Raw genomic sequence first — 19,547 nt, 5'->3', positions numbered from 1 at the left:
CGACCCGGCGGCCTCACGCCGGCTCCCCGGCCAGGGCCGCCACGCACGCCTGCGCGTCCCGCGCGTCGTAGAAGTACTCCGCGAAGTCCTCCGGGTCGTCGAAGCCGCCGGCGATGCGATCGGCGAGGGCCTGGTGCCGGCCCGCCGCTTCCAGGAGCTCCCGCACGTGCGCGGGCTGGCGCGGCGCGAGCATCGCGTTGGTCCAGGCGGTGGTGTGCCGCGCCGAGACCCAGTGGCCGGCGAACGCCGCCCGCATCCACGCCTCGTCGAAGGGCCGCTCGCCGTGCCGGACGATCGCGGCGAGGTAGGCGGCGGCGCACTTGGCGGCGGAGTTGGCGCCCTGCCCGGTGACGGGGTCGTCGGCCACGACCGCGTCGGCGACCCCGAGGACGAGCCCGCCGGAGGGCAGCCGGCCGACGGGGTCGCGCACGGCCGGGGTGTAGCGGCCGGCCAGGGTGGCCTGCGCGTCGGTGAGCTCGACGCGGGTGGCCCGTGCGTACTCCCAGGGAACGTAGGTCTCCATCAGCTCCAGGGTCCGCGCCAGGTGCTCGCCGGGGCCGGGCTGGTCCTGGAAGGCGTCCAGGGGCCCGTCCGGCACGGCCTCCCAGAACAGGACGTCGGCGCGGCCGGAGACGGTGAGCGTCGGCAGCACGAACAGCTCCCCCGCGCCGGGCACGAGGTTGCAGCGCACCGCTTCGGTGTCCGGGTGCTCGGGGCGCGGGCCGAGCCCGTGCACGTAGGCGACGGCCAGGGCGCGCTGCGGGACCGTGTACGGGGAGCCGGCGGGGTCGCGGTCGAAGAGCTCCGCGAGCTCGCCCTTGCCCGTGGCGACGAGCACCAGGTCGTAGTGGCCGGCGAGGGCGTCCAGGTCGGAGACCGCGGCGGCGTGGACGGCCAGCCGGCCGCCGCGCTCGGCGAAGGTGTCCAGCCAGCCGGACATCTTCAGCCGCTGGTCCACGGACTGGGCGCAGCCGCCGAGCCGGCCGAGCCAGTCGACGGAGCGCCGGTGCGGGCCCGCGGCGGCTCCCGGCTCGGCGACGGAGACGCCGACGCCCTCGATGCGCGGCGCGGCGGCCGCCCAGAAGCCGAGGCCGAGCTCGTGCTCGTGGCGCAGGGCCGTGGGGAACATGCACTGGGTGGACATCACCCGGCCGGAACGTATCTCTTCGGAGGTGCGGTTGGACATCAGCGTCACGTCGTAGCCGTGGAACTGGAGGCCGAGGGCCAGCTGGAGGCCGGACTGGCCGGCCCCGGCGATGAGGATCCGTCTCACGGGTCGCTCCTCACTCGGGCAGGGTGTCGAGCGCCCGGCCGACGAGGGCCAGCAGGGTGTCGACGACCGTGATCCGCTTCCGGGCGTCCATGGTCACCACCGGGACGGGCGGCGGCAGCGCGAGCGCCTCGCGGACGGCCTCGGGGGCGTGGCGGTCGGCGCCCTCGAAGTGGTTGACCGCCACGACGTACGGCAGGCCGGCGGTCTCGAAGTAGTCGAGGGCGGGGAAGGACTCCGCGAGGCGCCGGGTGTCGGCCAGCACGACGGCGCCGATCGCGCCGCGCACGAGGTCGTCCCACATGAACCAGAATCGTTTCTGGCCGGGGGTGCCGAAGAGGTAGAGGACGAGGTCGGCGTCGAGGGTGAGCCGCCCGAAGTCCATGGCGACGGTGGTCGTCCGCTTGGCGGGGGTGGCGGTGGCGTCGTCGACGTCCCGCGCGGCGGCGGTCATCAGGGCCTCGGTGCGCAGCGGCGTGATCTCCGAGACGGAGCCGACGAAGGTGGTCTTGCCGACGCCGAAGCCGCCCGCCACGACGATCTTCGTGGCGATGGGGGCGCGGGTGCGGTCGGTCTGCCAGGGGCGCGGCGCGTCGTCGGCGGCGACGGCGCCGAGCGTCACCGCGCGGGGCGGGGAACCGGGTGGCTCCGGGCGGCCGGCGGGCAGGCGGCCCGGTACCGCGGGCAGGGCGGCCGCCTCGGGGCCGAAGGCGGGGCCGCGCAGTTCCGGGCGCCGGGGTTCCGGGTCTTCTTCACAGTCGGCGGAGCGCACCTTGCACCCTTTCGAGCAGCACGCGGTCGGGCCGGCCGGTGCCGTGGGCGGTGTCGAAGACGCGGACCCTGCCCTGCTCGGCCAGTTCGAGGAGGAGGACCCGTACGGCGCCGAGCGGCATGCGCAGCAGCGCGGCGATCTCGGCGACCGACCGCAGCCGGTGGCACAGGTCCACGATGGCGCGGCCTTCGGGCGGGACCCGCGGGTGGGGGCCCGCCCCCGGGCCGCTGCCGGGGGCGGTGCCGTCCGCGTCGAGGGCCGCCACGAAGGTCTCGACGAGCAGCAGCCGGCACCGGCGGGGGCGCCCGCCGGCCAGCGAGTACGGGCGGACGCGCGCCGGCTTGCCGCAGGCGGCGGCGGTGCCCGTCATCCGACCGCCTCCACCGACTGCCGCAGCTCCCTGCGGAGTTCGGGGGTGAGGACGTGCCCGGCCCGGCCGACGAAGAGGGCCATGTGGTACGCGACGACGCTCATGTCGCAGTCGGGCTCGGCGTGGACGCCCAGCAGCGAGCCGTCGCTGACGGTCATCACGAACAGGCTGCCCTCGTCCATCGCGACCATGGTCTGCTTGACGAAGCCGCCGTCCATCAGGCACGCGGCGCCGGTCGTCAGGCTGCCCAGGCCCGCGACGATGGTGGCGAGGTCGGCCGTGGAGCCGCGCGGCCCTTCCGGTCTCTCGCCGCGGTGCACCAGGCGCGGGTCGGACGAGAGCAGGAGCAGGCCGTCGGAGGAGACGACGGCGACGGACCGCACGCCGGGCACCTCCTCCACGAGGTTGGTCAGCAGCCAGTGCAGGTTGCGGGCTTCGTGGCTCAGCCCGTACGCGGCGGGGCCGGCGGGGGATACGGGGGTCGCCCCCCGGGGGAATGCAGTCAACCGCGTGCCTCCTCGGGGGTGCCGCCGTCGGCCGGCGGGCCCGCTTGGTTCCGTTGTGTGTCGAGCCCGGCCAGCTCGGCCTGGGCGTCGCGCCGTCCGTCGGCGGCGCCGCGCTGGAAGCCGGCGAGCTTGCGGCGCAGCGCCTCGGCGTCGACGCCCTGGCGCACGCGTTGGGGGACGGGCCGCTGGGCCACGGCCTTGGGGGTGCGCTTGGGCAGCGCCGTGCCGTTGGGCAGCCCGGCGCCGGGGGCCGCGCCGTCGGCGGGCGCGGGCGGGCGGGCGTGGCGCCCCGTAGAGGCGGGGGCGGGGGGTGCGTCCGCTTCCCTGAAGGCGGTGAACCGCATCGTCGCGTCGGCTTCGGCGGGGGCCGGGACGGGCGCGGCCGGCGGGTCGGCCGGGTGGACGGGCGGCGGCACCTGGGCGTGGGCGGGGCGGGCCGCGTGGGCCCCGGGCGCCCGGTGCGTGTGCTGGGGGCGGCCGCGCAGCGTGTGGGAGTTGGCCTCGGCGATGGAGCCGGGGAGGTGGACCTGGGGGACGGCCGCGGCGCCGGGGACGGGCGGGGTGTCTCCGAGGCCGGTGACGGCGGGCGGCCCGGCGGGCAGCAGGCCCACGGGCAGGACCACGACGGCGGCGACCCCGCCGGTCGCCTGCTCGCGCAGCTGGACGCGGATCCCGTGCCGGGCGGCGAGCCGGGCGACGACGTACAGGCCGAGGCCGAGCGACGACTGTCCCGTACGGCCCGAGCCGCCGGCCCGGCCGGCGTGGTCGGGGGCGGTGGGCGGGGGCCCGGCGGGGGCGGGGTCGGCCAGCAGGGCGTTGGCCTCGGCGAGCCGCTCGGAGGCCATGCCGATGCCCTCGTCCTGGACGCAGAGCACGATCTCGCCGCCCTCCAGGTGCCACGCGGAGACCTGGACCTGGGCGTCGGGCGGGGAGAACGCCGTGGCGTTCTCCAGCAGTTCGGCCACGAGGTGGCTGACGTCCTCGGAGGCGAAGCCGGCGAGGCGGGCGTGCGGCGGCAGGGACTGGATGCGCACCCGCTGGTAGCGCTCGATCTCGCCGGAGGCGGCCCGCAGGACGTCGAGCAGCGGTACGGGCCCGGCGCGGCCGGTGCCGCTCTCGGCTCCGGCGAGCACCAGGAGATTCTCGCTGTTGCGGCGCATCCGGGTGGCGAGGTGGTCGAGCTTGAAGAGGGTGTCGAGGCGCTCGGGGTCGGCCTCGTGGGCCTCCATGCCCTCGATGACGGCCAGTTGGCGCTCGACCAGGCCGAGGGTGCGCAGCGACAGGCCGACGAGGATGCCGAGCTCGCGGGCGTCGCCGCCGGGGTGCTCGGCGGGGAGGGCGGCGAGGCGCTCGGTGAGCCGGTGCTGTTCGGCGCGCAGGGAGTCGCGTTCGTCGGCGGCGTCCTGGCGGGCGGCGATGAGGCGGGTGCGCTCGCCTTCGAGGGCGGCGATGCGGCCCTGCTGGCGCCGGAACTTGCCCTGGAGGTGGTTGACGGCCCGGGCGGTCTCGGCGAACTCGTCGTCGCGGCCCTTGAAGACGATGGGCTCCTCGGTGACGGGGTCGGCGCTCACGCGGCGCGTGCCGGTCCGTACGGAGGCGAGCGGCCGGGTGACCGAGCGGGCGGACCAGATGCCGGTGAAGAGGGCGGTGAACAGGCACAGCCCGGCGGCCATGACGCGCCGCTCCAGCTCAGTCATGGCCTCGTGGCGCACGGCCTCCAGGCGGGGCGCCTCGGCCTCGGCGAGGGCGTCCTCGGCGCCCCGCATGCGCTGGAGGCGGGTGGTGAGGGCGGTGCGGACGGGCTCGGCGGACTGTCCGGCGAGCTCGGCGGACGACGGGGAGCGGGTGAGCCGGTCGAGGAGGCGCTGGGCCTCGGCGACCTCGGGGCCGGTGACGGCCTCGGCGTAGGCGTCGCGGGCGGCGGGGGGCGCGAGCCGGGCGAAGTCGGCCAGGGCGTCCTGCGTGCGGGCGTCGGCGCGCTGGGCCGCCGCGGCCAGCTCGGGCTTGCGGCCCTGGGCGGCGAGGGCGGCCAGGAGCAGGCCGCGGCTCGCGGAGGCCGCCTCGGTGGCGCGGGCGAGGGGCGGCAGGGCGGCGGAGTCGCCGCCGGTGCGCCGGTCGAGGGTGTCGGCGAGGCCGCGGAGGGCCCGCACGGCGGGGGTGTAGGCGTTGTAGGCGGCGAGGGCGTCGCCCTTGCCGGAGTGGGCCTCGCGACGGATGTCCGGGAGGGTGCCGAGGAGCTCGCGGACGGCCGGCGGGGCGCCGGGCCGGAACTCCTCGATCTGCCGGTCCACGGCGAGGCGTTGGCGGTCGGAGAGGCCGGCGCCGGTGGAGTCGGCGCGGCCGCCCGCCACGTACTGGACCATGGCGTCGCGCTCGTCGGCCAGTGAGTGCGCGAGGGCGAGGGCCGAGGCGTCGGCGCTCGCCAGGGCGGCCAGGCGGCGGGCCTCGGTGAGGTCCCGCCAGGCCTCGCGGACGCCGAAGGTGCTCGCGCCGAGCACGGCGAGGGTGATGACCGCGACGGAGACGGTCAGTCGGTTACGTACGCGGGCGGTGCGCTCCGGCACCGCCGTGGCCCGCGGCTTCCGTCCGCCGCCGCCCCCAAGCCGCTTCTTCCGCACCGGTGCTCACAATCTTCTCTCGTCCCACCCCTGGTACTGATTTGACCCTTTCAGCACCTCTGAGGGGCGGGGGTGTCCATCGACCGCCCGGCCACTCGAAGGAGTGAACATCCCTTACTGATTGACAATCGGCCTGCTTCACTCATCGCACACGTGCCAGGTCAGCACGTCACCTGAAGCAACGCTGACGGCGCCGACAGGATGCGCACGTGCCACCGTCGAATTCCGGCATCCGGCACACTGGCCCCATGCGCATCGAACTCGCCACCCAGCCGGGGGATGTCCGACACCCGAACGAGGACTTCGTGTCCGTCGCCCTGCCGGCCTCCGGTAAGGGCGGTGCGCTGGTGCTGCTCGACGGGGTGACGCCGCCGCCCTCCGGGGAGACCGGATGCGCGCACGGAGTGCCCTGGTTCACCGCGCGGTTGGGCGGCGCGCTGCTCGAACTGGCAGTCTCAGAGAGGGAGCTGAGCCTGGCCCGCTGCCTGTCAGGGGCCATCTCCCGTACGGCGGATGCCCATCGGGGCACGTGCGACCTCGGTCACCGGCGCACACCGCAGGCCACGGCGGTCGTGGCGCGGTGGGACGACGTACGCGTGGAGTACCTGGTGCTGTCCGACTCCGCGCTGCTCGTCGCGTCGCCGGGCGGTGCGGTGACGGCCGTCCTGGACGACCGCATCGAACGGCTGCGGGCCCTGGGGCCGGTCACGGACGCCGCGCGCAACGCGGAGGGCGGCTTCTTCACGGCCGCGGCGGACCCGGACGTGGCCGGGCGGGCCGTGACCGGTTCGTTCGCGCGGGCGGAGGTGCGGGCGCTGGCCGCGCTCACGGACGGCGCGGCGCGGTGGGTGGAGGTCTTCCGGGAGGGGAGCTGGGCGGACTGTCTGGCCGTCCTCTCCAAGGAGGGCCCCCAGGCGCTCATCGACCGCGTACGGGCCGCGGAGGGCACTGCGCGCGCCGCGCGGCTCGGAAAGCGGCACGACGATGCCGCGGCCGTGTACGTGGAGCTGTGACCGGGGCTCCGCCCCGGACCCCGGTCCTCAATCGCCGTCCTACTGCTCCGCGCTCGTGTTCAGCTGGCGCAGCAGGCGGGCCAGCTCCGCCACTTCGCCCCGGTCCCAGTCCGCCAGTTTGCGTACGTACTGCGCGCGCCGGGCGTCGCGCACGCGCGTGAAGCGGGCGCGGCCCTCCTCCGTGATGCGGATCAGGGACGCCCGGCCGTCGGCCGGGTCCGGCTCGCGGGTGACGAGGCCGAGCTCGGCCAGCGCGCGCAGCTGGCGGCTCATCGTGGCCTTGCCGACCCCGAAGTACGCCGCGAGGTCGGTGGCGCGCTGCGCCCCCGCGTCCTCCAGCCGGACGAGGAGGCCGTAGGCGGCGGCCTCCAGCTCGGGGTGGACCTCGCGCGCCATCTCACCGGACGACGCCCGGGCCCGGCGCAGGAAGACCGCCAGCTCCCGTTCCAGGGAGAGGTACGCCTGGTCCATACCTCTGCTCTGCGCGGCGCCCGGCCCGCCCTCCTCGGGAGGCGGGGTAGTCGTCTGGTGCACGTCAGGGCCCTCTCCGGCTTTCCGGTTGTTGAAAGTTTTTCCCGTTCGCGGTCTTCACCGCAGCTCCGCCAGTATTTCGCAGGATTAGACCAACGGCAGCACCGCGTCCCCCTATGCCTGGCGCGTCCGCCGCCATAACGTCATTTATGACATGGCCATACCAATGTCTCCGCGCCGTCGGCGCGTCATTGGTACTCCCCCCACGCACCCTTCCGGAAGGCACGCCATGGTCACGTTCAGACACAGATCCGGCCGCACGGGCCGCAGATCCCCCACGGCGTTACGCGCCCCCTCCCCACTGGCCGCCCTCTCCCTCCTCCTCGCCTCCCTGCTGTCCACCCTCTGCCTGCTCCTCGCCCCGCCGGCCGCCGCGCACGACGCGAAACGGCCCGCCCACCCGGAGCGGGACTGGCTCGGCTCCACGCTGCGGGACCACGAGCGCCCCGGCCCCGGCACCCCTCCCCCACCCCGGCTCGCCTCGGTCGAAGGCGTCGACGTCTCCAGCCACAACGGCAATGTCTCCTGGTCGTCCCTCTGGAACAGCGGCAACCGCTTCGCCTACGTCAAGGCGACCGAGGGCACCAGCTACACCAACCCCTCCTTCGCGCAGCAGTACAACGGCTCCTACGGCGCGGGCATGATCCGCGGCGCGTACCACTTCGCCCTGCCCGACAACTCCGGCGGCGCCGCGCAGGCCGCGTACTTCGCCACGCACGGCGGCGGCTGGTCCCAGGACGGCAGGACGCTGCCCGGCGTTCTGGACATGGAGTACAACCCGTACGGCCCGACCTGCTACGGGATGAGCGCGAGCGCACTCGTCCGCTGGATCGCGGACTTCTTCGCCACGTACAAGGCCCGCACGGGGCGCGACGCCGCGATCTACACGTCGACCGGCTGGTGGAAGCAGTGCACCGGCAACTACGGCGGCTTCGCGGCGACCCATCCCCTGTGGGTGCCCCGGTACGGCTCCTCCGCGGGGGAACTCCCGGCGGGCTGGGGCTACTACACCTTCTGGCAGTACACCGACACCGGCCCGGTGGTCGGTGACCACAACCGCTTCAACGGCGCGTACAGCCGCCTCCAGGCCCTCGCCCACGGGTGAGGCACCGACCCCCACGAGAAGAACACCGGGCCCCCGGCACATCGGCGCCGGGGGCCCGGTTCTGTCATCTGCCGTCCGTCAGGTCAGCGATCAGCCGCAGGTGCCCGCCGGGCGGGTGCGGGTGACCAGGTCGGTCGAGCCGGTGGTGCCGTCGATCCACACCACCTGCTTGCCGCCGGCCGCGGCCGGGGAGGACTGCTCGCCGCGGTTGCAGGAGACGCGCGCCCGGGAGGAGCCGTCGGCCGCGAACTGCCACAGCTTGGGCAGCGACTCGTTGTAACCCGTCGCGTCCGGCTGCGCGTCGGTGACGGTCACCGCGCTCTCGGAGGCGGTCAGCTCGGAGGCGCGGAGCGCTCCGGCACCCTTCTCCGGGCTGAGGTCGGCGACGCCGGTGCCGTCGGGCTTGGCGCGCCGCACGGCCACCTGGCCCTTGTCGTCCGACGTCTCGTCCACGAGCCAGAAGACACCGGTCGCGTTGATGCCGGTCTGGCCGATGTTCTCGGGCTTGCCGAGCTGCCCCATCGGGGTCTTCTTGCCGGTGGCGAGGTCCAGCACCTCGGTGCCGACGCGGTAGTCGTCGCCCTCGGGGTAGACCGTGGCGTACGCGATCCTGCCGCCGTTCAGCGACGGGAGGGCCGTCGCCAGCTCGGCGCGGCCGCCGTCCACCCAGGTGGGCTGCTTGTCGCCGGCGCGGACGTATCCGACGTGGCGGCCGCCGAGGACGTCGCCCGTGTCGAAGACGACCGTGCCGCCCTCGACGCGCACGTTGTACACCGTGGCCGAGTCCGTCCCGTACAGCTTCTTGACCGGGCCGCCCGCCAGCGGCCGGGAGAGGACGTCCGTGCCGGTCTTCCCGTAGGCGACCCAGGCGACGGTCTTGCCGTCGGTGGCCGGGCTGACGTGGTAACGGCCGTCGTTGGGGCTGATCAGCTTCGGGGCGCCGCTGCCGTCCACGCGGCCGGCCCAGACGGAGTACGCCTCGGAGCCGTCGTCGTTCGAGCGGGAGGCGGTCCACCAGCCGCCGCCCGCGCCCGCCTCCGTGCCGGCGGTGTTGAGCTTGGCGGAGAGCAGGTCGGTGTCGACGCCGAGGGCCTGCTCCCAGTTGGCCACGACGCCGTGGGCGTTGAAGGAGCGCTGGACGGAGTTCAGGTCCTTGGCGGAGACGCCGAGCGCCCTGGCGGCGGCGATGACCGCGTCGCGGCCCTCGGTGAAGCCGTCGAGGGGCGTCATGTACTCCGCCAGCGCCTTGTAGACGATCTTGTCGGCAAGGGTGCGGCCCACGTCCTCGCGGATGTCCCACAAGGCGCCGGAGAAGATGGTGGAGTTGAGGTGCACGCCGCCGTTGTCGGTGCCGAAGCCGACGCCGAGGAAGTTCTTGGACGTGGTGTGGCCGTCGTTGAGGTCGCGGAAGGCGCACTGCCGCGGGGTCTTCGACCGGCAGAGGTTGCCGCCGAGCAGGCCGGCGTCCGGGTCGTCCATGGCCATGCCGGCGGCGTCGACGGCGATGGCGTTGCCGAAGTAGTCGGCGAGGGCCTCGTTGAGGGCGCCGGACTGGCCCGCGTAGACCAGGTTGGCGGTGTGCTCGACGACGCCGTGGGTCATCTCGTGGCCGACGACGTCGAGGTCGGCGGAGAGCGTCTTGTAGTCCTCGTCGCCGCCGCCGTACACCATCTTGGTGCCGTCCCAGAAGGCGTTGACGTACGAACCGCCGAACTCGGTCACGCCGACGAGGGAGTTGATGGCCATGCCGCGGCCGTCCAGGCTGTCGCGGCCGTGGACCTTCTTGTAGTAGTCGTAGACCTTGCCCGCGGCCCAGTGGGCGTCGACGGCCCCGGCCTCCGTGGCGTCCTTGCCGAAGGAGGGCGTCGGCGAGCCGAACTCCTTGATGCCGTCGGGCCAGCGCCCCTCGACCTCGCTGACCTCCTTGCCGCGCGCGTCCCAGGTGGTGACCGGGTTCTTGCTGGAGTCCCACATCCGCGCGTAGTCCGTCATGACGTACTCGTTGCGGGCGGTGTCCTTGACCAGGCCGAGCTCGACGGTCGTCCCGTCGTACTTGACGCCGGAGCCGGCGACGCCCGGGCTGAGCGGGCCGGCGGCCGCGCGGGCGGCGGCCTCGGAGGTGCCGGTGGCGGCGGCGCGGGCGCGCTCCCGCAACGCTGCGGCCCCCGCTCCCGGGTCCGTGCCGAAGGTCTTGATGCCGCTGTACTGCAGCACCGGGTAGCCGGCCTTGGCGTCGACGTAGACCTCGCGCAGCACGGGGTGCCCGGTGGCCGGGTCGGTGCCGCGGACGGTGACGTGGTGGGTGAGGACGCCGGGGCCCTTGGGGACGACGACGAGGCCGCGCGCGGTGCCGGTCAGGGACCGGGCGGAGGGCGTGGCGCCCTTCGTGCGGGCGGCGTCGCCCTTCGCGAGCCGCTTGCCGGCGAGGTCGTGCAGCGTCGCGGCGACGGCCCGCTCGACGGCGAGCTTCTCGCTCACCTCGGCCCGGGTGTCCGCCTTCAGGCCGGTGAAGTACTTGCCGGACGTGCCGGTGACGACGCGCTTGCCGTTCTTGTGCTCCATCCGGACGACGTACTGGCCGCCCAGGACGTCGACGCCCTGGTGCTTCTGCTGCAGCCGTACCGTCTCGGACGCGCCCGAACGCAAGCTCTGCACGGGCTTCAGGTCCCGGGCCGGCTCGGCGATGTGGTAGCGGCCGCGCTTGCCGGCGAGGTGGCCGCGGGCGGCGTCGGCGGCACTGCCGGAGGACGCGGCGGCCTCGCGGATGCCGTCGACCAGGGCCGGGGTGGAGGTGCCCTTGCCCGGGATCACCTCCGCCGGGCCGTCGTTGCCGCCGCCTCCCGCCGCGTGGGCGGGGGCTGCCGTAACGAGAAGCGCGGCGGCACTGATCAGTGCCGCCGCGCCGGGTATTCCGTTTTTGCTGGTCGCTCTTCCTGCTCTGCGTGAACGTGCGTCGGTCATGCGCACAGTTCCCCCTCGGGGTGCGACTGGTCAGTCAGCTGAGCATGGTCAGGGACATGCAACCGGCGGGGTTCGCGACCGTCAACGGGGCAAAGGGGACAGGGGCTTTAAGCGCGTGCGTCACGCGTCGACGGGTTCCCACGACGTTGCCCCCGCGCCGTCGCGCAGCACCCGCCCGAACACCACGTCCGCGAAGTGGACGCCGAAGCCGATCGTGCCGGGCTCCGCCATCTCCTCCACCAGGCGGCGGCGGAACTCCGCGGACTGCCGGGCGTCGTGGTCGACGGCGGCCGACCACTCGGGGTGGGCGATCTGGACCGGCGAGTGCAGGGCGTCGCCGAAGGCGATCAGGCGGCGGCCGCCGCCGGTGATGACGTAGGCGGCGTGGCCCGCGGTGTGGCCGGGCGTGAGCATGACGCGGACGCCGGGGAAGATCTCCTCCCCGTCGGTGACCGTGCGGAGGCCGGGCTCCAGGGCTGCGAGGGCCTCCGGGGGCACGCCGTGCTGCTCGGAGAGGTGGCGGTGCTCCCACTCGGAAGCGCTGATGAAGTGGACGGCGCCGGCGTCGGCGAGCTGTGCGGACCAGCCGATGTGGTCGCCGTGCAGGTGGGTGATGGCCACGGCCTCGATGCCGGCGGGGGTGCGGCCGAGGCCGGCGAGGTTGCCGAGGAGGGCGCCGCCGTTGATCTCCCCCACGGGGGAGCCGGGCCGGGGCGGGAGGTGCACGGAGCCGACCCCGGCGTCGATGAGCAGGGCCCGGTCGCCGTGCTCGACGAGGAGGCCGCCCATGCTCGCCACGAGGTTGCCGGTCGCGTCGAGGTACGCGGAGTGCTCCGCCCACACCTCGTCGGTGGTGTCCGGCAGCCAGCCGCGCGGGCTCAACTGCCCGGCGCCGTCCGGCACGTACGTGACCTTGGTGTCACCGAGCTGCAGGGAGCGGATGCCGGCCGGGCGGTGGAGGCGGGCGTCGTCGGTCATGGGTGGTTCCGTCCTTCGTGCGGCAGGGATTCTTGATCAACGACAATAAACTTACAGCTTGAATGATTCAAGCTCGGACATTAATAACTTGATGAGGTTGCGCTTGGCTACGATGGCACCCATGAGCACCCCGGAAGCGCACGTCACCGCCGAGCGGCGGCTCTGCGGGCTGGTGAACGGCCTCGCCCGCCGGATCGCGGACCACGTGCGCGACCGCGCTGCCGCGCTGGACCTCACCGCGCCCCAGGCCACGGCCCTGCGCGAGCTGAGCGGCCCGATGACGATGCGCGAGCTCGCCGGCCGCATGGCCTGCGAGCCCTCCAACGCGACCTTCGTCATCGACAAGCTGGAGGGCCGCGGGCTCCTGGAGCGCCGCCCGCACCCCACGGACCGCCGCGCCAAGCAGCTGGTCCTGACCGGCGAGGGCGCGGCCCTGAGGGAGCGGCTCATGGAGCTCCTCGCCCGGGAGTCGCCGCTGGCGGGGCTGTCCCCGCAGGAGCAGGACGCCCTGCACGGACTGCTGGACAAGGCCGTCAGCCACGACTGACCCGGAAAACGGCGTGGGGCCCATACCTCTGGTGAAGAGGTACGGGCCCCACGCCGTTTGCGGTCGCTACGCCGCCACGGCCACCTCCGCCTCGGCCGGCTGGAGGGCCAGCGCCAGCACCTGGCGGACGTCGGAGACCGGGTGGACGTCGAGCTTCTCCAGCACCTCGGCCGGCACGTCGTCCAGGTCCGGCTCGTTGCGCTTCGGGATGATCACCGTCGTCACGCCCGCGCGGTGCGCCGCCAGCAGCTTCTGCTTGACGCCGCCGATGGGCAGGACGCGGCCCGTCAGGGAGACCTCGCCGGTCATCGCCACGTCCGGGCGGACCTGACGGCCGGAGAGCAGGGAGGCCAGGGCCGTCGTCATCGTGACGCCCGCGCTCGGGCCGTCCTTGGGGATCGCGCCCGCCGGGACGTGCAGGTGGACGCCGCGCTCCTTGAAGTCGCCCACCGGCAGCTCCAGTTCGGCGCCGTGCGAGCGGAGGAAGGACAGGGCGATCTGCGCCGACTCCTTCATCACGTCGCCCAGCTGGCCCGTCAGGGTCAGGCCCGCGCCGCCCGTCTCCGGATCGGCCAGCGACGCCTCGACGAAGAGGACGTCGCCGCCCGCGCCCGTGACCGCGAGGCCGGTCGCGACGCCGGGCACGGCCGTGCGCCGCTCGGCCGGGTCCTGCGCGGACTCCGGGGTGTGGTGCGGCCGGCCGATCAGCGGGCGCAGCTGCTCCGCGCCGATGGCGAACGGCAGCTCCTGCTCACCCAGTTCGTGCTTGGCCGCGACCTTGCGGAGCAGCCGGGCCACGGCGCGCTCCAGGTTCCGCACGCCGGCCTCGCGCGTGTACTCGCCGGCGAGGCGGCGCAGCGCCTCGTCCTCGATCACGACCTCGCCGGGCGCGAGGCCTGCCCGGTCCAGTTGCCGGGGCAGCAGGTGGTCGCGGGCGATAACGACCTTCTCGTCCTCGGTGTAGCCGTCGAGACGGACGAGCTCCATACGGTCCAGGAGGGCCTCGGGGATGGCCTCCAGGACGTTGGCCGTCGCGAGGAAGACGACGTCCGACAGGTCGAGTTCGACCTCCAGGTAGTGGTCACGGAAGGTGTGGTTCTGGGCCGGGTCGAGGACCTCCAGGAGGGCCGCGGCGGGGTCGCCGCGGAAGTCGGAGCCGACCTTGTCGATCTCGTCGAGGAGCACGACCGGGTTCATGGAGCCGGCCTCCTTGACCGCCCGCACGATGCGGCCGGGCAGCGCACCCACGTACGTACGGCGGTGGCCGCGGACCTCGGCCTCGTCGCGGACGCCGCCGAGGGCGACGCGCACGAACTTCCGGCCCATGGCGCGGGCGACGCTCTCACCGAGGCTGGTCTTGCCCACGCCGGGCGGGCCGACGAGCGCGAGCACCGCGCCCCCGCGGCGCCCTCCCACCACGCCCAGCCCGCGGTCGGTGCGCCGCTTGCGCACCGCCAGGTACTCGGTGATCCGTTCCTTGACGTCCTCCAGGCCCGCGTGGTCCGCGTCGAGGACGGCCTTCGCGCCGGGGATGTCGTACACGTCCTCCGTGCGCTCGTTCCAGGGCAGTTCCAGGACGGTGTCCAGCCAGGTGCGGATCCAGCCGCCCTCGGGGCTCTGGTCGGAGGAGCGCTCCAGCTTGCCGACCTCCTTCAGGGCCGCCTCGCGGACCTTCTCGGGGAGGCCGGCGGCCTCGACGCGGGCGCGGTAGTCGCCGGACTCGTCCTCCGGGTCGCCGTTGAGCTCGGCGAGCTCCTTGCGGACGGCCTCCAGCTGGCGGCGCAGCAGGAACTCGCGCTGCTGCTTCTCGACGCCTTCCTGGACGTCCTTGGCGATGGTCTCGGCGACGTCCTGCTCGGCGAGGTGCTCGCTCAGCCACCCGACGGCGAGCTTCAGCCGGGCCACCGGGTCGGCGGTCTCCAGGAGCTCGACGCGCTGCTGGACGGTGAGGAAGGGCGAGTAGCCGGAGTTGTCGGCGAGCTGGCCCACGTCGTCGATCTGCTGGACGCGGTCGACGACCTGCCAGGCGCCGCGCTTGCGGAGCCAGCTGGTGGCGAGCGCCTTGTACTCCTTCGCGAGCTCGGCGACGGCGCCGGGGAGGGGGTCCGGAACGATCTCCTCCATGGGGGTGCCCTCGACCCACAGCGCGGCCCCGGGGCCGGTCGTCCCGGCGCCGATGCGCACGCGGCGGACGCCGCGGACGAGCGCGCCGGGATCGCCGCTGCCGGAGAGCCGGCCCACTTGCTCGACACTGCCGAGGGTGCCGGCGCCCGCGTACGTCCCGTCGACGCGCGGCACGAGCAGCACCAGCGGCTTGCCGCCGCCGCCCCGCGCGGCGGCCTGAGCGGCCTCGACCGCGGCCCGCACGTCGGCGTCGGACAGGTCGAGGGGCACCACCATGCCGGGCAGGACGACCTCGTCATCGAGGGGCAGCACGGGCAGGGTGAGCGGTGCGGACATCGAAGCCATGATCTCCCCTTAGGCAGGCAAGTTGAGCTATGCCGACTCAATGCCTGTCGCGCCGTGGATGTTCCCCGCCCCGCGTTCGCTGTGAGCGATCGGGTGCCGTAGTCCCGGGGCGGACCCGGCCGTCACCCTCACCTCCGGCGCCCCCGAGCAGACCCGCGAGAGCGCCTCCTGGGCCGCCGGGCGCGGCATCGGCTACCTGGACGGCGCGATCATGCCGACGGCCACCCGGCATCGGCAATGCCGCGATCATGCTGCTCTACAGCGGCTCCTCGCAGGCCTCGCCGAGCACCGGGAGACCCTGGCGAGCCTGGGCGACGGCCTGGACGGGCACTTCCTGCCCGGCGCACTGCGCGCACCCGCGCTGGAGCGTCTCTTCCCGGACGCCCCGGCCGACCGCGGCCCCGCCGAGACGCTGCTGTGGTGCACCCGCCCGGCCGCCCTCCAGCGGCGCACCGAGTGGGCTTGGGACGGCACCGCTCCCGGCCCGGCCCGCGGCGCCGGCCGCTGACCCGGCCCCGGCCGCCGGCGCGGACGCGCCCCCGGTCGCCGGCCCCCTATCGCGCAGCAGCCCCCAGCACGCCATGCCCGTCAGCAGGGCTATGGGGTGGCCCCAGCTCGCGAGGGGGTCGGCGAACTCGACGAGGTCCTGGGCGCACATGAGGAAGGCGAGGCCGAGGACGGTCCACTTGGCGCGCGGTCCCAGCAGCCCGGCGAGCGCGCCTATGCAGGCCATCACGCCGAAGCTGATGCCGTAGTCGAGGCGGTGCAGGGAGGCCTCGGGCAGCCGCCCGGCGGCCACGGCGCCCGCGACGGGCAGCTCGGTGGCGAGCGTGGCCAGGACGTGGCCGAGGAGGAAGACGCCGGCGGTGCGGGCCCCGCCGGTCCGGCGCTCCAGGGCGGAGACGACGAGGACGAAGAGGATCCCGTACAGCGAGTACAGGCCGCCGGCTATCCACAGGGCGCTGGCCACCAGGACGACGAGGGGCTGTTCGGCCAGGTGCGCGGCGTCGGTGCTGGACTCGCGCAGGAGCTGGTTGACGGTGGCCTCGTCGCCGTAGTCCGTGTAGATCGCGGTGGCGAGCAGGACCAGCGCGTAAGCGAACGTGAACGGCGTGCCGTGGGGGGTGGGCAGGGCGCGGAGCAGCCGGCCCGGCCGAAGTGCCTCGTGGCCGCGCCGCGGGCGCCGCAGGGACATGCCGTCGGAGTCCACCTCGTTCACTCGGCCAAGCCCCTTCCTCGCGAGGTCCGTACCGGCACCCGGCGGGGTGAAAAGCGATCCCGCTCGCGCCCCCTCCGAGATTAAGGTCCATCGAGGGCAGGGAATCAAGCGAAGCTCGTGACTCCGGTCACGCCCGTCAACCTCACATCCGCCTGCCGCGTCCGCCGAGTACCGACCGACACGGAGGCACCTTGTGACCACCCTCCAGCGCGACCCGTACGACACGCCCGGCGCCCATGACCGGCCCGTCACTCTGGACCGCCGCGACGGCCCGTACGGAGAGGTGGTCCTGCGCCGCCGGGGCACGGGGGACGACGCCGTCCACGAGATCATCGCGAACGGCTGCTTCCTGATGGACACCTCCGACGGGCGCTCGGAGCGGCTGCTCGTGGACGCGGCGCTGGCCGCGCTCCCCGCGGACCGCGCGGAGCCCGCCGTCCTCATCGGCGGGCTGGGCGTCGGCTTCTCGCTCGCGCGGGCCTCGGAGGAGCCCCGCTGGGGCCGGATCACGGTCGTGGAGCGGGAGCCCGCGGTGATCGGCTGGCACCGGGCGGGGCCGCTCGGCGGGATCTCGGCCCGGGCGCTGGCCGATCCCCGCGCGGAGATCGTGGAGGACGACCTCCTCGGCCACGTCCGCACGGCCCCTGTCCACTACGACGCGCTGTGCCTGGACATCGACAACGGCCCCGACTGGACGGTCACGGAGAGCAACGACAGCCTGTACTCGCCCGCCGGTCTCGCCGCCTGCCGGGAGCGCCTGGCGCCCGGCGGTGTGCTCGCCGTGTGGTCGGCCCGGCCGTCCGCCCGGTTCGGGCAAGCCCTCCGGAATGCCGGTTTCGAAGGGGTACGGACCGAAGAGATCGCGGTTGCCCGGGGCGTACCGGACGTAGTGCACCTCGGGCAACGTGCCGCGTAGCCGTCGCCCTCCACGTGCCCGTACCCTGCTTGCCACAGCTGCCGAAGCCGGAGCTGCCGAAGCCGGCAAGGAACGACGCGACGGAAGACGCTAGGGGCGGGGCGCGCATGGAGCAGACACACATCGGCCCGAATGGTGCCGCCGCGTCCGCCGGGGCGCAGCGCCGGGTGCTGGTGGTCGAGGACGACCGGACCATCGTGGACGCCATCGCGGCCCGGCTGCGGGCCGAGGGCTTCCAGGTCCGCACCGCGGGCGACGGCCCGGCGGCCGTCGACACCGCCGAGGCGTGGCAGCCCGACCTGCTGGTGCTCGACGTGATGCTGCCGGGCTTCGACGGCCTGGAGGTGTGCCGGCGGGTGCAGGCGCAGCGGCCGGTGCCCGTCCTGATGCTCACGGCGCGTGACGACGAGACGGACATGCTGGTGGGCCTGGGCGTCGGCGCTGACGACTACATGACCAAGCCGTTCTCGATGCGCGAGCTGGCGGCCCGGGTGCACGTGCTGCTGCGGCGCGTGGAGCGGGCGGCACTGGCGGCGCACACCCCGCGCAGCGGCATCCTGCGGCTGGGCGAGCTGGAGATCGACCACGCACAGCGGCGGGTCCGGGTCAGAGGCGCGGACGTGCACCTGACGCCGACCGAGTTCGACCTGCTGGTGTGCCTGGCGAACACGCCGCGCGCCGTCCTCTCCCGCGAGCAGCTGCTGGCGGAGGTGTGGGACTGGGCGGACGCCTCGGGCACCCGTACGGTCGACAGCCACATCAAGGCGCTCCGCCGGAAGATCGGCGCGGAGCGGATCCGTACGGTGCACGGCGTGGGCTACGCGCTGGAGACCCCGGCGGCATGACCGGCGGCACGATATGACGGGCAGCGCGGCAGTGACGGGCAGCGCGGGATGACCGGCGGCACGGCCGGCCCGCGGGGCGGCGGCGCCGAGCGCCGCAGGGGCGTCGGCATCCCGGTGGCGGGCCTCGGCGGGCGGGTCTGGGAGGCGCTGCGGCCGCTGGACCCCTACCGGTCGGTGAAGGCGGCGCTGGGCGCCCTGGTCATCGGCTCGGTGGTGATAACGACCTTCCTGGTGTTCGTCGCGATCCGGTCGGCGACCGAGCTCCGGGTGATCACCGTCTTCTCGATCATCGCCTCGCTGCTCATAACGCAGTTCGTCGCGCAGGGCCTGACCGCGCCGCTGGACGAGATGACCGAGGTCACGCGCGCCATGGCGCAGGGTGACTACACGCGCCGGGTGGGCGCCGGGCGGCGGGACGAGTTCGGGCACCTGGCGAACGCGTTCAACCGCATGGCGGCCGACCTGGAGGCGGTGGACACCCACCGCAAGGAGCTCGTCGCCAACGTCTCGCACGAGCTGCGGACCCCGATCGCGGGCCTGCGGGCGGTGCTGGAGAACGTGGTGGACGGCGTGTCGGCCGCGGATCCGGAGACGATGCGGACGGCGCTGCGCCAGACGGAGCGGCTCGGCCGGCTGGTGGAGCAGCTGCTGGACCTGTCCCGGCTGGACAACGGGGTCGTACCGCTGCACGCGCGCCGCTTCGAGGTGTGGCCGTACCTGGCGGGCATCCTGAAGGAGGCGAGCATGGCCAACGGTTCCAGCTCGTCTCCGCACGCCCGTAAGGACGTGCACCTGCACCTGGACGTGGCCCCGCCGGAGCTGACGGCCCACGCGGACGCGGAGCGGCTGCACCAGGTGGTGGCGAACCTCGTGGACAACGCCGTCAAGCACAGCCCCCCGCACGGGCGGGTCACGGTGCGGGCGCGGCGGGGCGAGGGGCCGCAGTCGCTGGCGCTGGAGGTGCTGGACGAGGGCCCGGGCATCCCCGAGGCGGAGCGGCACCGGGTCTTCGAGCGGTTCAACCGGGGCGGCTCGGGCCAGCAGGGCCCGGGCACCGACGGCGGTACGGGTCTGGGCCTGGCGATCGCGCGCTGGGCGGTGGATCTGCACGGGGGGTCCATCGGGGTGGCCGAATCCCCGCACGGGTGCCGCATCCAAGTCACTCTTCCGGGCGGACCTCGCGATCAGTGTTGACGTATGGTCGATGGCGGAGGCACACATTCGAGGGAGTGTGGGGCGCGCTTGAGCGAACCCTGATGCGCCCGGGGCCGGCAGAACCCCGTGTGTTTCCCGCCAAGTCATGCCCCGAAACCCCCGAGCAAATGTGACTTGCGCGACTGCTTGCCCGGGTGGCCTGCATCAACCGTGCAGACAGGCGTAGCCTTTATTCCCGCTGTCCATCACCTTGTGAAGCGGAAGAGGGCGGT

16 protein-coding genes are annotated in these 19,547 nt (G+C 74.2%); 6 read left to right on the top strand and 10 right to left on the bottom strand.

Annotation, left to right across the window (positions count from 1 at the left end; genetic code table 11):
• Window positions 1-13: 13 nt before the first annotated feature.
• The 5 genes from IF61_RS0112080 to IF61_RS0112060 form a co-directional block, all read right to left on the bottom strand.
• Complete coding sequence (locus IF61_RS0112080) at window positions 14-1,273, bottom strand: styrene monooxygenase/indole monooxygenase family protein (RefSeq protein ID WP_030366325.1); 1,260 nt, start codon at window positions 1,271-1,273, stop codon at window positions 14-16.
• Window positions 1,274-1,283: 10 nt separating this feature from the next.
• Window positions 1,284-1,892 carry a GTP-binding protein gene (locus IF61_RS0112075; protein ID WP_030366324.1) on the bottom strand — a complete coding sequence of 203 codons (609 nt, stop codon included), beginning with the start codon at window positions 1,890-1,892 and terminating at the stop codon, window positions 1,284-1,286.
• 130 nt (window positions 1,893-2,022) lie between these two features.
• Window positions 2,023-2,412, bottom strand: coding sequence for a DUF742 domain-containing protein (locus IF61_RS0112070; RefSeq protein WP_030366323.1), 390 nt, complete (start codon window positions 2,410-2,412; stop codon window positions 2,023-2,025).
• Complete coding sequence (locus IF61_RS0112065; protein ID WP_052392644.1) at window positions 2,409-2,918, bottom strand: roadblock/LC7 domain-containing protein; 510 nt, start codon at window positions 2,916-2,918, stop codon at window positions 2,409-2,411. The genes IF61_RS0112070 and IF61_RS0112065 overlap by 4 nt, the downstream gene beginning before the upstream one ends.
• A complete protein-coding gene (locus IF61_RS0112060; RefSeq protein WP_052392643.1) occupies window positions 2,915-5,482 on the bottom strand; it encodes a sensor histidine kinase in 2,568 nt (855 codons plus the stop codon). Before IF61_RS0112060 ends, IF61_RS0112065 begins: the two co-directional genes overlap by 4 nt.
• 302 nt (window positions 5,483-5,784) lie before the next feature.
• Here IF61_RS0112060 and IF61_RS0112055 point away from each other — a divergent pair, with 302 nt between their 5' ends.
• Window positions 5,785-6,549: a protein phosphatase 2C domain-containing protein gene (locus tag IF61_RS0112055; protein WP_030366320.1), complete on the top strand. Its 765-nt coding sequence runs from the start codon at window positions 5,785-5,787 to the stop codon at window positions 6,547-6,549.
• Window positions 6,550-6,588: 39 nt separating this feature from the next.
• Here the strand turns inward: IF61_RS0112055 and IF61_RS0112050 are convergent, their stop codons facing one another.
• Entirely contained in the window at window positions 6,589-7,020 is a 432-nt protein-coding gene (locus IF61_RS0112050) for a MarR family winged helix-turn-helix transcriptional regulator (RefSeq protein ID WP_030366319.1), read from the bottom strand.
• Window positions 7,021-7,309: 289 nt separating this feature from the next.
• Here IF61_RS0112050 and IF61_RS0112045 point away from each other — a divergent pair, with 289 nt between their 5' ends.
• On the top strand, window positions 7,310-8,185 hold the full coding sequence (locus IF61_RS0112045) for a lysozyme (protein ID WP_052392642.1): 876 nt from the start codon (window positions 7,310-7,312) through the stop codon (window positions 8,183-8,185).
• Between the two features lie 90 nt (window positions 8,186-8,275).
• Here the strand turns inward: IF61_RS0112045 and IF61_RS0112040 are convergent, their stop codons facing one another.
• Complete coding sequence (locus tag IF61_RS0112040; RefSeq protein ID WP_052392641.1) at window positions 8,276-11,146, bottom strand: M4 family metallopeptidase; 2,871 nt, start codon at window positions 11,144-11,146, stop codon at window positions 8,276-8,278.
• A gap of 120 nt (window positions 11,147-11,266) precedes the next feature.
• On the bottom strand, window positions 11,267-12,124 hold the full coding sequence (locus IF61_RS0112035; protein ID WP_030366316.1) for an MBL fold metallo-hydrolase: 858 nt from the start codon (window positions 12,122-12,124) through the stop codon (window positions 11,267-11,269).
• Between the two features lie 121 nt (window positions 12,125-12,245).
• On the opposite strand from IF61_RS0112035, the gene IF61_RS0112030 reads away from it, so the two are divergent.
• Complete coding sequence (locus IF61_RS0112030; RefSeq protein WP_030366315.1) at window positions 12,246-12,671, top strand: MarR family winged helix-turn-helix transcriptional regulator; 426 nt, start codon at window positions 12,246-12,248, stop codon at window positions 12,669-12,671.
• A gap of 66 nt (window positions 12,672-12,737) precedes the next feature.
• On the opposite strand, the gene lon is transcribed toward IF61_RS0112030, so the two are convergent.
• The gene (gene lon, locus IF61_RS0112025; protein ID WP_030366314.1) at window positions 12,738-15,140 is read right to left on the bottom strand and encodes an endopeptidase La; all 2,403 of its coding nucleotides are present in this window, start codon (window positions 15,138-15,140) and stop codon (window positions 12,738-12,740) included.
• A 256-nt stretch (window positions 15,141-15,396) separates the two neighbouring features.
• A complete protein-coding gene (locus IF61_RS37440) occupies window positions 15,397-16,359 on the bottom strand; it encodes a rhomboid-like protein (RefSeq protein WP_157848596.1) in 963 nt (320 codons plus the stop codon).
• A gap of 193 nt (window positions 16,360-16,552) precedes the next feature.
• Between IF61_RS37440 and IF61_RS0112015 the strand changes: the two genes are divergently transcribed.
• From IF61_RS0112015 to IF61_RS0112005, 3 genes are all read left to right on the top strand, one after another.
• Window positions 16,553-17,275 (top strand): spermidine synthase family protein, encoded by a 723-nt coding sequence (locus tag IF61_RS0112015; protein ID WP_030366312.1) that lies wholly within the window; start codon window positions 16,553-16,555, stop codon window positions 17,273-17,275.
• Between the two features lie 107 nt (window positions 17,276-17,382).
• Window positions 17,383-18,120: a response regulator transcription factor gene (locus tag IF61_RS0112010; RefSeq protein WP_030366311.1), complete on the top strand. Its 738-nt coding sequence runs from the start codon at window positions 17,383-17,385 to the stop codon at window positions 18,118-18,120.
• A 48-nt stretch (window positions 18,121-18,168) separates the two neighbouring features.
• On the top strand, window positions 18,169-19,314 hold the full coding sequence (locus IF61_RS0112005; RefSeq protein WP_078660153.1) for a HAMP domain-containing sensor histidine kinase: 1,146 nt from the start codon (window positions 18,169-18,171) through the stop codon (window positions 19,312-19,314).
• Window positions 19,315-19,547: the final 233 nt, after the last annotated feature.

This window comes from Streptomyces roseoverticillatus (assembly GCF_000719265.1).
Taxonomy (GTDB): Bacteria; Actinomycetota; Actinomycetes; order Streptomycetales; family Streptomycetaceae; genus Streptomyces; species Streptomyces roseoverticillatus.
Note: the sequence above shows the minus strand (reverse complement) of the source record. Positions and strands in the feature narration are given on the sequence as shown.